Source organism: Candidatus Dormiibacterota bacterium (genome assembly GCA_035544955.1).
GTDB lineage: Bacteria > Chloroflexota > Dormibacteria > CF-121 > CF-121 > CF-13.
In genome coordinates this window covers 1-13,028 of sequence record DASZZN010000041.1, presented here as the reverse complement: position 1 = coordinate 13,028, position 13,028 = coordinate 1, and the positions used below count along the sequence as shown (strand labels likewise).

Here is a 13,028-nt window from a genome sequence, read left to right as displayed (position 1 = left end):
CGGCGTTACGTGTCGAGCCGCTCGGTACCGGACGCGCTGATCCGTCGCAACAGCAACGGTCGAGGCCGCGCCGATGCCGTTACGCGGAAGGCCCCCGCAACGCGGGTCGCAACCTGTTGCGCCGCCTCCTCGGTGCGGGCGTGGACGGTCGCCACTGGCTCGCCGCGCTGGACGGCATCGCCAACTTTCTTTTGCAGCACGATGCCCACCGCGAGGTCGATCGCCGCATCTTTCCGGTCGCGGCCCGCCCCGAGGGATTTGGCCGCGAGCGCGATCTCCAGCGCATCGATCGCGGCCACCTGGCCCGATTGGCTCGCAGCAACTGGCCGCTGGACCGGGGCGGTTGGCAGGCGCGCCAGGTCGTCGACGACCCGTGGATCGCCCGACTGCGCTTCGACGAGTTGCGCGAACTTGCGTAACGCGGCTCCGTCGGAGATCAGGCGCTTGAGATCGGTCGTTTCTGCGCCGGCCATGCGGAGCATCTCGTTTCCCAGCCGAAGACTGAGGGCTTCCAGGTCCGAGGGGCCACGTGCCGACAGCGTCTCGATCGCCTCGCGGACTTCGAGCGCGTTGCCCACCGCGCGCCCAAGGGGCTGCTCCATGTCGGTGACGTAGGCGACGGTCTCGCGTCCGGCGTTGGCGCCGATCGCCACCAGCGCCCGAGCCAGTGCCTCGGCCGCCTCGAGCGTCGCGACAAAGGCACCGCGGCCGCACTTGACATCGAGCACGATGGCATCGGCGCCCGCGGCCAGCTTCTTGCTCATGACGCTGCTCGCGATCAACGGCACGGAGTCCACCGTGGCCGTGGCGTCGCGCAAGGCATAGAAGACTTTGTCCGCGGGGACCATATCGGCGGTCTGCCCGGCGATCGCGATGCCGATGCGCCGGACCTGGTCGATGAAGTCGTCGATAGAAAGATCCACGTTGAAGCCGGGGATGGACTCGAGCTTGTCGAGCGTGCCTCCGCTGTGGCCCAGGGCGCGTCCCGAGAGTTTCGCCACCGGGATGCCGGCGGCGGCGACCAGCGGTGCGACCACCAACGTGGCCTTGTCGCCGACGCCGCCTGTGGAGTGCTTGTCGACTTTGCGGCCGGGGATCGATGCGAGATCGAGCTGGCGCCCACTGGCCGCCATGGCCAGCGTCAGCGTCTTGGTCTCGGCGTCCGTCATGCCGTTGAGGCGCACCGCCATCAGCCAGGCGGCCAGCTGGTAGTCCGGGATCGATCCGTCGGTGGCGCCGCGCACGATGAACTCAATGGCGTCGTCGCTAAGGACCCGGCCATCGCGCTTGTCTCGGATGACATCGATCGCGGTCACGGCTCTGGCGTTTAATGATGCGCGATGTGGCCCACGCTCGTCGGCCTGGTGGTCCCGCTGGGGCTCGATACGTTTGCCATCGCGGCCGCGCTTGGCATGACCGGACTCACGCGCCAGGACCGGATCCGGGTCACGGTCCTCTTTACGGCGTTCGAGATGGGCATGCCGGTGGTCGGCATCGTGCTGGGGGCCGTCGCCGGCAACGTCGTGGGAAAGGCTGCCGACTACGTCGCGATCGCCATCCTGATTGGGCTTGGCGTCTTCATGCTCTGGCCGCGACATGATGAACGTGACGAATCCGAGCGCGTTGGATTGCTGGCTCGGACCCGTGGGCTGGCGGCGATCGGGCTGGGCATCAGCATCAGCCTCGACGAACTGGCGATCGGGTTCACCCTGGGATTGCTGCGTTTCCCGGTTGTGCTGGTGATCGCGCTGATCGGCATCCAGACGCTGATCGTGACGCAGGCTGGGCTTCGGCTGGGAACGCAGATTGGCGAAGTCGTCCGCGAGCGGGCCGAGCAGCTGGCGGGCGTCGTGCTGGCCGCCTTGGGCGTCGTCCTCTTAGGACAGCGTTTGCTCGCCGGGCATTAATTAGCCCTGGAGCAAGTGCGCCGGGTTACCCTTCATGCCGACCGCGACGGTGACCGTGTCGATCGCCACCGAGCCATTGGCCAGGTTGGTCCGATATTGGAGCGACCACCACCAGTTCGCCGGGTTGTTGCCGGGGTTCCAGGTCGAGGCGACCGGGATCTCGAAATGAAGCCAATGCCCGTTGTAGTAGACCGTGTTGTTGCTAGTCGCCAGGACGGTTGCCTGAGTATTGCCGGGTGCGCTGATCAGCGTGCCGGCATTGCTACGCTGGACGCCCAGGTCGTAGATCTTGACCCCGGTCGCCGAGGTCGCGATCGCGTTCGTGACCGGGTCGATGATGTCGATGTAGACGTTGCCCGCGCCCGAGATATCGCCCGGGTCCCAGATGTCGACGGTCACGGTCTTGCCGGCGTAGTAGGGCGGGAGCTGGAAGAGCGGCAACTTGAAGGTCTGGGTCGCAATCGGCGTGTACCAGGACATGTCGTTCCAGGCCCCGAGCGAGCAGCTGGTCGTGCACAGGTTGCGGTTGGAGTCCAGCACGCGAACCGCATAGGCCTTATGCGAGGCATTCGGCTGATTACCGGGCATGTCGCCGTCGTGCTCGAGGTTGTCGACCCGGAGCCGGTAGGTACCGGCGACCAGCATCCCGCCGGTCAGGTAGGAGCCGGGGTTGCCGTACTGGTTGAGGCTGACCAGGCCGCTGTCGTTGGTGCCGCTGTAGGTCGGCACGTCGATCCAGTTGTGGTAGATCGACATGTTCGTCGGGTTGCCTTGCGCGTCGTACGTCTGGGTGATGATCGCGCCACTGTTCACGTTCTTGTACCGCGGCGGGTTCGCATTCCAGTTCGTTGCGTCGATTGGATAAACCGTCGTCTGGGTGAGCTTCACGTCAGTCGACCGGATGAACTGGTTGGTGATCGAGAAGAGCGTGTAGCGATTCGCCGAGAAGAGCTGCGTGTTGGTGAAGTCCGTAATGCTGTCCTCCTCGTGCAGGTAATAGCTGCCACCGCTGGAGCACACCATCGGCTTGACGTTGTCGCAGTTGTTGTGCGGCCCGGACGAGCCGTTTGGACCCCCGTCGGGGGCAAAGGCCGCGTTGTAGATCTGGATGTAGCCACCGCCCGAGGGGATCGTGATCAGGTAGTTGTAGCCGCCGCGGGCCGGTAGCGAGCCGTCCGCCGGCTCGCTGCCCTGCGCGGCGCTGATCTGGTGGACGTCGGTCGATGGCGGGTTAAGGGGGGCGTTGAACTCGTAAGCCGGGTTCGGCGTGAAGGCGTCGCCCTGCTGGCGATCGACGCCCCATCCCTCGGTGCGCATGAAGTAGTAGTTGTTGGCAGTTCCGAGCTGCGAGGTCGTCGCGCCGATCTGCCCGCCTGGCTGGCCCAGCGTGATCGGCGGCAGGTAGGTGGCGATCGCCGTCCGCGAGACCATGTAGGTGTTGAAGCCGAGCAGCTGCATGAAATAAACCTGGACGCGCTTGGTGACCGTCACCTGGAACTTGTTTGCGTAATAGGCAGGCGGATTGCTGCCGGGGATCAGGACCCGTTCCGGATCGACGCCGATCGCATTGGCGACATCGGCGGTGTCGAAGCCGTTTTGCTTGGCGATGGCGAGCGCCTTTTCGGTGGCGTTGTTCACGGGCGGGGACGTGAACTGGTTGGGCATGTACACGACGCCCGCCAGCGCGGCCGCGGCAGCGGCGCGCTCAGCCGCCAGGCTCTGAACGTAGCCGATCAGGGCATCGACGCCCAGCCCGACACCGCCGGCGAGCACAAACATGAGCATCAGGGCCATCAGCACGATGGCCTGGCCGCGCTTTGCTTTTGGCCGACGGATCAGGATGCCCATCAGTTCAGCACCGGCGCTACCTTCATGACGGAGTACTCGGTGAACGTCATGTTGCCGAACGTCCCGGCCGGCACCGTGAATGTCCAGACAAGGCGGACCCCGATGGCTGTCTCGTCCGGTGGCGTCTGATAGCGGCGCTCCAGCGTTAACGTCTGTTGACCGCCGCCCAGCGGGTTGCCGCTGCCGTCGAATTGATCCTGGTAGTCGCTCGCCTGCATGGCGCCGTCGGCGCGGGTCGCCCCGTAGATGTCGAGTTCCAGCAGGGTGCCGTAGCCCCAGGTCTTGGTCACCGCCAGCACGTTGCGGACGATTTTCTTATCGATCGCGGCCTGAGTCGCGGTCGGGTTCGTTTGCCGCCCCCCGAGTTCGGAGGCGAGTCGCACTCCCTGGCGCGTGGCGTAGCTGGCGACCAGCTTGTCCCAGACCAGCATCGTGCAGTCGAACCCGCCTAGCAGGAGGACAGCCATGACCGGGATCGTGACGGCGAGCTCCACCAGAGACTGGGCCCGCTTCCGGCGCGGGGCCATTGCCGGCGTGGTGACAGATGTGCGTTGCATCTCAGTAGGTCTGCGGCTCCAACCGCACGTAGTACTTCGCCGAGAGGACGAGCGGACCGCTGGCGATCAGCGCCCCCGATTTCCACGCGTACTGGTACTTGATGGTGACGCCCATGAAGTCGCTCGATCCATTGGACACGTCGCGCAGGCTGGCCGACCATGGCTCAGGCGTGACCAGGGGGGTACCGAAGAGGTCGTACTTGTTGACGCAGCCGCCGCCCCCACAGCCGTTGGTATCGACCGTCAGGGCCCCGGTATTGGGGTCCTCGATCAGCCGATAGATGTCGATCTCGGTCACCTGGACGATACCGTTCTGTCCAAGCCCCGTGCCATCGATGGTGCCGATCACCTGCATGTCGGCGTTCGCCGCGTTGCCGGCTTCGGCGCCGACACGCGCGGCTTCTCCGGTGGCATAGGCAGAAGTGCCTACGCCGAACATCAAGAAGCCGGCCTCGACGATGCCGAGTAGCAGGATCAGCGCGATGGGCGCGCAGAGGGCGAATTCGGCAGTCCCCTGACCAGGCCTGGCTCGCCGGCGACCCAGTTGCTGGGCCCCGGCCGGGGCGCGTTGATTTAACACGGTGGGTGTCATCCGTTCTTCCTTGGGGTCAGTCGCCGAGAGGCCTACTCCCTACTGCAGATAACGCAAACGGTAAGGTTCCTGAGGGTCAAACTCGATCACGGCTTCTTACAAGTCCCGTTACGACTTGATACCCCGGCTGTCTCGGCGGCATGAAGAAAAACGAGCGGCTGTTCGTAAACAAACGTTCCGTATTGCGGCTTATCAGGTGGGTGCGTAGAGTTCCACCTGCGACCTGTCAGAAAGCCAGTCAGAGAAGGAAACGACTCTGATCGGTTGCTGGCGAGGGGACCGCAAGGTTCTCACTCTCGAGCCGTGAGGCCCGAGGGCCTGGCCCGCAAGGGCTGGGGAGTCGGTTGTCGCAAGACGACCGGTTCTGCCGGCGACGAAGGTCCGGCCCGCAAGGGCTTGGACTGGGCGGCGGGATGAAGGCTCGCTGGATAACACCGGCGAGTTGTAAACCGTAACGTCAGGTCGCATTTCTATTTTCTGCCGACGGTACCCCCACCTGGCCCTCCGCCGGAAGGGAGGAGGGAAACCGGTCAGGTCAGGAGAGGAAGTCGACCAGGAGCCGGTTCAGGCGGTCCGGCTGGTCGACCGGCACCCAGTGCGAGCCCTCGAAACGCTCGTAGCGCCAGGTCCCCTGCACGCGCTGCTCGGAGCGCGTCATGGCGTCTTCAGTCAGATAGAGATCGCCGGTGCTCCAGATCCCGAGCGTATCCGCCTTGATCAACGGGAGCTGCGGCCCGCCGGACCGGCCGAGGAGCGCTTGCACCGGAAGGTTCGCACGATACCAGTTGAGCGCCGGCGTCAGCGCGCCGGGCTCGGACAACGTCCGGACGTAAGCATCCGTGTCTTTCGCGCCGCCGAGGAAGAGGCGGAACAGGGACCAGTCGTCCCGTTGCAGCAACTCCTCGGCGACGCCTTCGAACAAGAACAGCAGGCGGTACCAGCCCTTCTGGAGTTCCTCGAGCGTCGGCTTCGCCGCGGCTCCGGGAGCGCCGACCGAGATGGCAACCAGGCGATCGACGCGATCGGGCGCTAAGGCCGCCAGGAGCCACGCCACCGCGGCGCTCCAGTCATGCCCGACGACGTGCGCGCGCTGGATGCCGAGTGCATCCAGAATGGCGGTGACGTCCCGGACGATCGATGACAATCGATAGTCGGCAACGGCGTCGGGCTTGCTACTGCGCCCGCGCCCCCGCATGTCGGGCACGATGGTGCGGAAGCCGCTTTTCACGAGGGCCGGCACCTGGTTGCGCCACAGATCGCCGGTGTCGGGAAAGCCGTGCAGCAGGATGACCGGCGTTCCGGAACCCTGATCGCGGACGTAGAACTGCAGTCCGTTGGCTTCGATCAACTCGGTCAACCGGCACCATCTTAGAATCAACCCGGATGGAGCCGGCGAATTCGGGGGCGCTGGAGGCGCTGCTCAAGCGGGGCGAACTGGTCGAATCGACGTCGGAAATGACGCCCGGCTATCTGCGCGAGCTGAAGCACACGCTGCTGGTCTCCGGCGACACGGAACTGATCTCGGCGCCGGCCTACTATCTCGCGGCCCGGAAGGCGCCCAGCGTCAACGCCTTCATGACGGGGATCGCCATCATCCAGGACGAGCTGGCGCACGCGCACATCGCGTATCACATCCTCGAAGAGCTGGGCGAGAGCCAGGAGGCGCTGATTTTCAAGCGGGATCCCAAGGCCTTTCGCTATCCGTACGCGTTTGACGTGCCGTTGGAGAGCTGGACCGAGCTGGTGGTCGCGAACGCGATGTACGACCAGGCGGGCTTCTGCCTGCTGGGCGACATCCACGAGCACGGGTCCTATGGTCCATGGAAGCGCGGCCTCGTGAAAGTGATGGCGGAGGAGAACTTTCACCTGCGTAATGGCCGCAACTGGTCAAAACGCATCAGTCTCGCGGGCGGCGAAGCCAGGGAAGAGTTGCAGCGGGCCGTCGATTGGATGTTTCCCCTGACCGTCGAATGGTTTGGCTTGCCCGACGACCTCAAGCAGCACTCGGCGCAGCTGGACTATCGACTGAAAGGCCTGACCAACGACCAGCTGCGGCAGCAATGGCTCTCTACGGTCGTTCCGTTTATGGAATCGATCGGGATCCAGGTGCCGGCGCACAAGGAAGGGGAGGGCTACGTGCTCGACTATCCGTTCCCCTGTACCTTCGACGCCGACGAGAAGCGCTGGCATTTCAAGGACCCGTGCAGCTGGGACGCGGTCCTCAAGCGCTGGCGCGCGCGCGGACCGCGCAATGCGGAGATGGTCGCGCTCTTCCAGGAGAGCTTCTCGAAGTTCCAGGTGCGCGCGTGAGCCCCCACCCTGCCCTCCCCCGCGAGCGGGGGAGGGAAACATCGCCGCAAGAGCGCATCTGGTCGGCGTTGGCGGAGATCAACGATCCGGAGATGCCGGTCAATTTGGTGGACCTTGGCCTGATTTATGGCGTCAGCGTGGACCGCGGTTCCGTCGCTGTGCGGCTGACCTTTACGGCCATGGGCTGCCCGGCCAGCGACATGATCATGGCCGACATCCGCGAGCGACTGCTTGCGGAGCCGGGCATCGAGGAGGTGCGCCTGGACATCGTTTGGGACCCACCGTGGACGTCGGCCCGGTTGACCGCCGACGGCCGCGAGGCGCTGCGGGCCTGGGGGCTTTCCGTCTGATGCGCTACACGCGCGTTCACCCCGACGTGCACGAGTACGATGTCTTTGCCCGCAAGACCAGGGTCGAGCCACTGCACCAGGTCGGCTCGGTGGTCGCACCTGACGACGACCTCGCCATGGCGTATGCCCGCGCGACCTACGACGAAGAGCGCTGGGTGGAGATGATGATCGTGCCCAAAGCCGCCATCATCCCGCTCTGGGCGCCGGGCGGGGACAGCTGAGTCTCTACTCGCTCGTCAAGAGCCTGGCGGATAACAAACAATTGCTTGGGATGCGCTACGCGGAGTGGTGCATCGCGGCGCCCACACTCGAAGCCGATATCGCGGCAGCCGCCATGGGTCTCGACGACATCGGCCATAGCCGCGTCCTTTATGGGTCATTGCGTGAGCTCGGAACCCCGGACGGTGCGGTCGAGGATGCCGCCAGCTACGCCAACGTGCCCTACCTGGACCGACCCTGGACGGAATGGGCTGAGTTCGTCGCCGCCAACGCCGTCCTCGACAATGCCTTCACCCTGATGATCGAGGCGCTGGCCAACGGCAACGTGGAGATTTTGCGAAGCCGGCTCAAGAAGATGCTCCAGGAAGAGCGCTATCACACGCTCCATGGCCGAAGCTGGATGCACGAGGTGGAGGCTGGCGCGGCCATCGACCGTGCGTGGCGGGAATCGCTGGAATGGATCGGACCCGAAAACGGGGACGTCGATGAGCTGCATCGCAGCGGCCAGCTGGCCTACGGCGTGCGCGACCTGCGACGGCTGCTGGAAGAACGGCTCGACGCCAGCGCACCGCAGCCCGCCATCGAGTGGGGCAGTTGGGAACCGATCCGCCGGCGAACCCAGGCTGGCGGCATCGATCAGGCGACGCTCGACCTGTTGCAGGGGCTTGCGGAAAAGCGCTACATGCCGGCCAGTGGATAAGCCCCCGCCGCGTTGCCCGTTCTGCACGTCAGCCGATACCGAGGTCATCTCGCTCTTTGGCAGCCAGGTGATGACGATGCAGTGCAAATGCCGCGCCTGCGGTAGCTATTTCGAAGCCAGCAAGTACTGATCGAGCCGGGGCTCGGGTATCTGGTCTCGCCTGCCGCACCGCTCCCTGTCGAAGACGGCGGCTTCAACGTCGTCACCTGCCAGCAGGGACTGCAGTTTTTTTCCGGATCGCCCGGCGGCCATCCGCGAGATGCATCGCGCGCTCAAGCCGGGCGGCCGCGTCGCCGCCGCGGTCTGGCGCGCGATCGACCTCCAGCCGTACTTTGCCGCCATGGATGCCGCGCTGCGCGAGTGCGTGCCCACTGACCAGGCGGACCCGTACGGTATGCCGTTCCGCTGGCCGAGGGCGGCCGAGCTGGAGTCCACCTTCCGTAACGAGCGGTTCACCAGTGTGTCGGTCGTCGAGGTCCGCCACCCGATCACGTTCGAAGGTGGCATCGCGCAGGCCCTCTCGGCACTGGCCGCCTCGCCAATCGCTACCACGATTGCGGAACTCGACCCTGATACGCGTGCCCGGCTCTGGAGCGCCGCAGAACGGCGGCTGAGCCCGCTGCACGCCGAGGGGCAGGTTCGGACGCAAATGGTGTCGAATTTCGTCACTGCACGTAAAGCCGGCTAGGGGAACGAAACCTTAACAAGGGCGTTAGCGGCTATTTAACTGCGCCCCCCAGACTCGGATCGTGCCGTGCAACAGCTGGAACGTTCCTTTTTGCTGGCGCCCGACGTTAGGCGAAGTGGGAAGTTGGAGATCTTTGCCCTCGGCTGCGACGTTGCCGGGCTTTCGCGCGTCTGATGGGTGATGGTTTTCGCAGCCTACCGGAGGTACTATCCAAATTAAATGATCGGTAAGAGAGACGTGAGCTCCTCGGTGAGAGCTTTTCGCGAACCGCTGCGCATGGGACTGACCGTGATGGTGCTGGGCGCGGCCGCGCTTTCGCTTCAGGCCTGGCTGTCAAACCGGCACGTCTGGCGCACGGCGGGATTTGTGGCGGCGACGGCGCTGACCAAGGCCGCCATCGTCCTGGTGCTGGTGCTCGTCGTGGCCGGCGTCCTGGTTGCGATGCGGCCCAAGCGGACGGTGCAAGAGGCGCTGTTGGTCATTGCCGTAGCCAATGTCTTTCTGGGAGTGGTGACCGGCCGGCCGGTCCTGGCACTCGCGGGGGCAATCGGATTCGCGCTCGTCGTGATTGCCCGTCCCCTCTGGTGGGAGCTGAGTGACACTCGTGCCAGTCGCCTCGGCCGGTTCGTTCTGCTCGCGGCTACCGGGCTCGTCGTGGCCCTGTTCCTGCTCGAGCGGCCGAAGGGTACCCTGATCGCGCTCTTTACGCTCATCTTCCTGATCGCCCTCGGGGCGGGGCTCTGGGGCCTGCTGCTCCTGGTCCGCAACGCTCCACTGCCGAGCAGCATCGGACCGCTGGCCACCGTCTACCAGGAGTACGCGCGGGCCGGGATCAGCCCGTTCACGCTGATGCACGACAAGCGCTATTTCTGGAACCGCGAGGGCACGGCGTACCTGGCCTATGCGGCCAGGTCGGGCGCCGCGGTGGTCCTCGGTCCTGGGGTCGGGCCGGCGGCGGCACTTCCCTCGCTGTACGCCGAATTCCGGGCGGAGAGTCACCGCCGCGGATGGCGCGTCGGCTTCTACCAGGTCCCCGAGGCGATGGCCGACGAGTTCGGTTGGGGCCATGGCTACCGCATCGGGTCCGAGGCGATCGTGGAGCTCGATGGCCTCACCCTGGAAGGCCCCATCATGGCGAAGCTCCGCCACGAGATCAGCCGGGCGCAGCGTAACGGCGTGACGGTCACGATCGTTCCCGACGCCGCGATACCGCCGCAGACCCGACGGGCCATGCGCGGTCTCACCGAAATGCGGATCCAGAACCGGCATTTTGGCGAGATGGGATTCTCCGTCGGCCGCAGCGATGACGTCCCGGCCGTCCCCACGACGGTCGGCCTCGCGCACGACGCCGCCGGCGAGCTGGTCGCCTATGTCACCTGGCTCTCGCTGCCGGCCGCTCGCGGTGTATCGCTCGATGCCATGCGGCGTCGCGCCAATGCGCCGGGCGGCACGATGGACCTCCTGCTCTACACCGGCCTGACGCACTTCAAGGGCACGGCCACCTGGGCGAGCCTTGGGCTGGCACCAGCGGGCGGCCCGTCGGCCTGCGGCCTCTCTGCGTTCAAGACGAAATTCCGGCCCACGTGGGAGCCGCGCTACATGGTGGCAGAACGATTGATCGATTGGCCGGTGGTCGCCGCGGCGACGCTGCTCCTGCATTACCCACGGCTGGCCCAGCATGTCACCGGGCGCGTGATTGCGCCGGTCAAATGGTTGCGCGCCGCCTGACCAGCCTCCGGGCACACGCGACCCGCATACGGCCGCGATCCATCGCGAGGTTGTGGCCGCTTGGCGCCCTCTTGCTCCTGGCGGTTGCCGTGGCCTTGTTCGAGGGCAGCGCCACCTGGGGCAATCTCGACGGTGGGTTGCGTTCGCTCGATTTCGATCCTGAGCGCGCGCAACTGATCGAGGCATGGCTTGCCGGTGCGCTCTTCGCGTTTGGCGGGGCCCTCATCACCGGCCGCCCCTGGTTATCCAGCGTCTTCGCCGTCGGTTTCGTCGGCCTGACCTACATCCTGCCGTTAGGGGCGAGGCTTGTCGAACAGACACCGACGCTCTTCGGGATGCGCGAGCGTGTCTCTGCCGGCGCGATCCAGCACAACCAGGTGGTCGCCCTCGCCGTGGCGTTTCTCGCGGCCGTGGTCGCCGCCGCCGTCGCCGACTTACTTGGTCGAGAGGTGCGGCGTCACCTTCGGGACCGGCAGTCGCGCACCCGCGCCGTTCGCTCCGGTGTCCTGGGCGGCGCGCTGATCCTCACGATCCTGCTGGCCGGCGGCGTCGATCCGCTGCTGCGGGTGGGTCCCGACGCCGGTGTGTATTCTCCCGCACCGGTCGCCGCGCGGCCGGTCAGCGCCTCGGGACAACCGGCCCCGGCGGAGCCCGTCCCGAGCGCGGGCGAGGTTCGGCAGGGGACCTATTACAGCGCGGCCATGCGGGAGTCTCGTCACTTCTACATCTATCTGCCGCCGAGCTACGGCTTGCGCTCGGCGGCCCACCGGCACTATCCGACGATCTACCTGCTGCACGGTGATCCGTCGAATTCCGGTGAATGGCTTCGTTATGGCACGCCGGCGGTGTTCGATGCCGGCTTCGCCCACGGCGACCTGTCCGAGGCCATCCTGGTGATGCCCGATGGCAACGGTCACGTGACGGTGGCAACCCAATGGGCCAACCGCCGGGATGGTCGTGACCGGATCGAGGATGCGACGCTCGAGTTGGTTGCGTACGTCGATCGGCAGTATCGGACGGCCGCGTATCGGCAGTACCGAATCATCGGCGGGCTCTCGTCCGGCGCTTACGGCGCGGTCAACATCGCGGCGCGCCATCCCGACGTTTTCGGTGTGGCGATGGGGTTCTCCGGTTATTACGTCGCCCGCGGCCCGGTCTTCGGGGTCGATCGCGCCTATGCCGACAGCAACAGCCCGACCATCATCGTCCAGCGCAGCGCCGCGGCCCGCTCCGTCCACTACATCCTCACGGTTGGCGCGGCCGATCCGTACCGCGCATCGACGGAAGGGTTCGTGCAACAAGTTCGCCGACTAGGAGTCTCTACCGATTTCGAGCTCATTCCAGGGGGAGGACATGGTGGTCGTCTCTTCTGGGACGGGCTGCTTTTCGGCCTCAAGGTCATCGAGCCGCAGCTCGCAGCGATGCCAGCGCCGCCGAACCCGACCCGAGGGTGACAACGATCATCCGTTTGCGAACCGCAGTTCGGAGTTGCGGCGGATAACTTCGCACTCTACGCTACGCCCGCGACCTGTCAGAAAGCCAGCCGATGAAGGAAACGACATCGGTCGGCTCCCGAACCCCGGGCCCGCAAGGACCCGATCAGTACGGAGCGAAGGTCCTCTCGGAAACGGGTGGACTGGGCGGCGGTAAGGGCTCGTTGGGTCACACCGGCGGGTTATCAACCGTAACGATGGGTCGCTTCAATTTTCTACAGGTTCTGCCGGCTTTGCCTTCCCGAGCTTGGCAGACCTGTGTGCCCTTTGCCCTAGGATTGGTCGCGTGAGCGCAGATGGCCAGGGCGCTGGCCCTCGGATTCCTTATCGGGTTCCCCATCGCCGCGTCGCCAGGCCCGATCTTCTTTCTGGTCCTGCGCCGCACCCTCTCGCGCGGCTGGCGTAGCGGCCTCGTCTGCGGACTCGGGGTCGCCACCGGCGACGCCATCTATGCCGGGCTGGCGGCCTTCGGCGTTGCCGCGATCACGAACGTGCTGCTCGGGCAGGGGCGCTGGATTGGCCTCGTCGGCGGCGTCGCCATCGCCCTGATCGGCGTGCGGACGCTTCGCTCAGACCCCCACCCTGGCCCTCCCCCGCAAGTGGGGGAGGGGAACTCAATCCAGCTGGTCGGCGCCT

Annotated in this window: 14 protein-coding genes; 9 read left to right on the top strand and 5 right to left on the bottom strand. The window is 65.9% G+C overall.

Going from position 1 to position 13,028, the window contains the following annotated elements; all coding sequences use genetic code 11:
• Nucleotides 1-5 precede the first annotated feature (5 nt).
• Nucleotides 6-1,316: a thymidine phosphorylase gene (locus tag VHK65_14765; GenBank protein ID HVS07406.1), complete on the bottom strand. Its 1,311-nt coding sequence runs from the start codon at nucleotides 1,314-1,316 to the stop codon at nucleotides 6-8.
• A gap of 24 nt (nucleotides 1,317-1,340) precedes the next feature.
• Between VHK65_14765 and VHK65_14760 the strand changes: the two genes are divergently transcribed.
• The gene (locus tag VHK65_14760) at nucleotides 1,341-1,907 is read left to right on the top strand and encodes a manganese efflux pump (GenBank protein HVS07405.1); all 567 of its coding nucleotides are present in this window, start codon (nucleotides 1,341-1,343) and stop codon (nucleotides 1,905-1,907) included.
• Here the strand turns inward: VHK65_14760 and VHK65_14755 are convergent, their stop codons facing one another.
• The 4 genes from VHK65_14755 to VHK65_14740 all read right to left on the bottom strand — a co-directional run bounded on the left by VHK65_14755 (nucleotide 1,908) and on the right by VHK65_14740 (nucleotide 6,261).
• The gene (locus VHK65_14755) at nucleotides 1,908-3,755 is read right to left on the bottom strand and encodes a hypothetical protein (protein ID HVS07404.1); all 1,848 of its coding nucleotides are present in this window, start codon (nucleotides 3,753-3,755) and stop codon (nucleotides 1,908-1,910) included.
• The gene (locus tag VHK65_14750) at nucleotides 3,755-4,312 is read right to left on the bottom strand and encodes a TadE/TadG family type IV pilus assembly protein (GenBank protein ID HVS07403.1); all 558 of its coding nucleotides are present in this window, start codon (nucleotides 4,310-4,312) and stop codon (nucleotides 3,755-3,757) included. The genes VHK65_14755 and VHK65_14750 overlap by 1 nt, the downstream gene beginning before the upstream one ends.
• Before the next feature lies 1 nt (nucleotide 4,313).
• Nucleotides 4,314-4,904, bottom strand: coding sequence for a TadE family protein (locus tag VHK65_14745; protein ID HVS07402.1), 591 nt, complete (start codon nucleotides 4,902-4,904; stop codon nucleotides 4,314-4,316).
• A gap of 535 nt (nucleotides 4,905-5,439) precedes the next feature.
• On the bottom strand, nucleotides 5,440-6,261 hold the full coding sequence (locus VHK65_14740; protein ID HVS07401.1) for an alpha/beta hydrolase: 822 nt from the start codon (nucleotides 6,259-6,261) through the stop codon (nucleotides 5,440-5,442).
• Nucleotides 6,262-6,287: 26 nt separating this feature from the next.
• Between VHK65_14740 and VHK65_14735 the strand changes: the two genes are divergently transcribed.
• From VHK65_14735 to VHK65_14700, 8 genes are all read left to right on the top strand, one after another.
• A complete protein-coding gene (locus VHK65_14735; protein HVS07400.1) occupies nucleotides 6,288-7,214 on the top strand; it encodes a Phenylacetic acid catabolic protein in 927 nt (308 codons plus the stop codon).
• Nucleotides 7,211-7,564: a metal-sulfur cluster assembly factor gene (locus tag VHK65_14730; GenBank protein HVS07399.1), complete on the top strand. Its 354-nt coding sequence runs from the start codon at nucleotides 7,211-7,213 to the stop codon at nucleotides 7,562-7,564. The genes VHK65_14735 and VHK65_14730 overlap by 4 nt, the downstream gene beginning before the upstream one ends.
• Nucleotides 7,564-7,785, top strand: a complete 222-nt coding sequence (locus tag VHK65_14725) for a hypothetical protein (protein ID HVS07398.1) — start codon at nucleotides 7,564-7,566, stop codon at nucleotides 7,783-7,785. Before VHK65_14730 ends, VHK65_14725 begins: the two co-directional genes overlap by 1 nt.
• Nucleotides 7,716-8,483, top strand: coding sequence for a Phenylacetic acid catabolic protein (locus tag VHK65_14720; GenBank protein ID HVS07397.1), 768 nt, complete (start codon nucleotides 7,716-7,718; stop codon nucleotides 8,481-8,483). Before VHK65_14725 ends, VHK65_14720 begins: the two co-directional genes overlap by 70 nt.
• A 259-nt stretch (nucleotides 8,484-8,742) precedes the next feature.
• The gene (locus tag VHK65_14715; GenBank protein ID HVS07396.1) at nucleotides 8,743-9,171 is read left to right on the top strand and encodes a hypothetical protein; all 429 of its coding nucleotides are present in this window, start codon (nucleotides 8,743-8,745) and stop codon (nucleotides 9,169-9,171) included.
• Nucleotides 9,172-9,390: 219 nt separating this feature from the next.
• Nucleotides 9,391-10,899 carry a DUF2156 domain-containing protein gene (locus tag VHK65_14710; protein ID HVS07395.1) on the top strand — a complete coding sequence of 503 codons (1,509 nt, stop codon included), beginning with the start codon at nucleotides 9,391-9,393 and terminating at the stop codon, nucleotides 10,897-10,899.
• A gap of 50 nt (nucleotides 10,900-10,949) precedes the next feature.
• On the top strand, nucleotides 10,950-12,353 hold the full coding sequence (locus tag VHK65_14705) for an alpha/beta hydrolase-fold protein (protein HVS07394.1): 1,404 nt from the start codon (nucleotides 10,950-10,952) through the stop codon (nucleotides 12,351-12,353).
• A 335-nt stretch (nucleotides 12,354-12,688) separates the two neighbouring features.
• A partial coding sequence (locus VHK65_14700) for a LysE family transporter (GenBank protein ID HVS07393.1) occupies nucleotides 12,689-13,028 on the top strand: 340 nt, incomplete at its 3' end.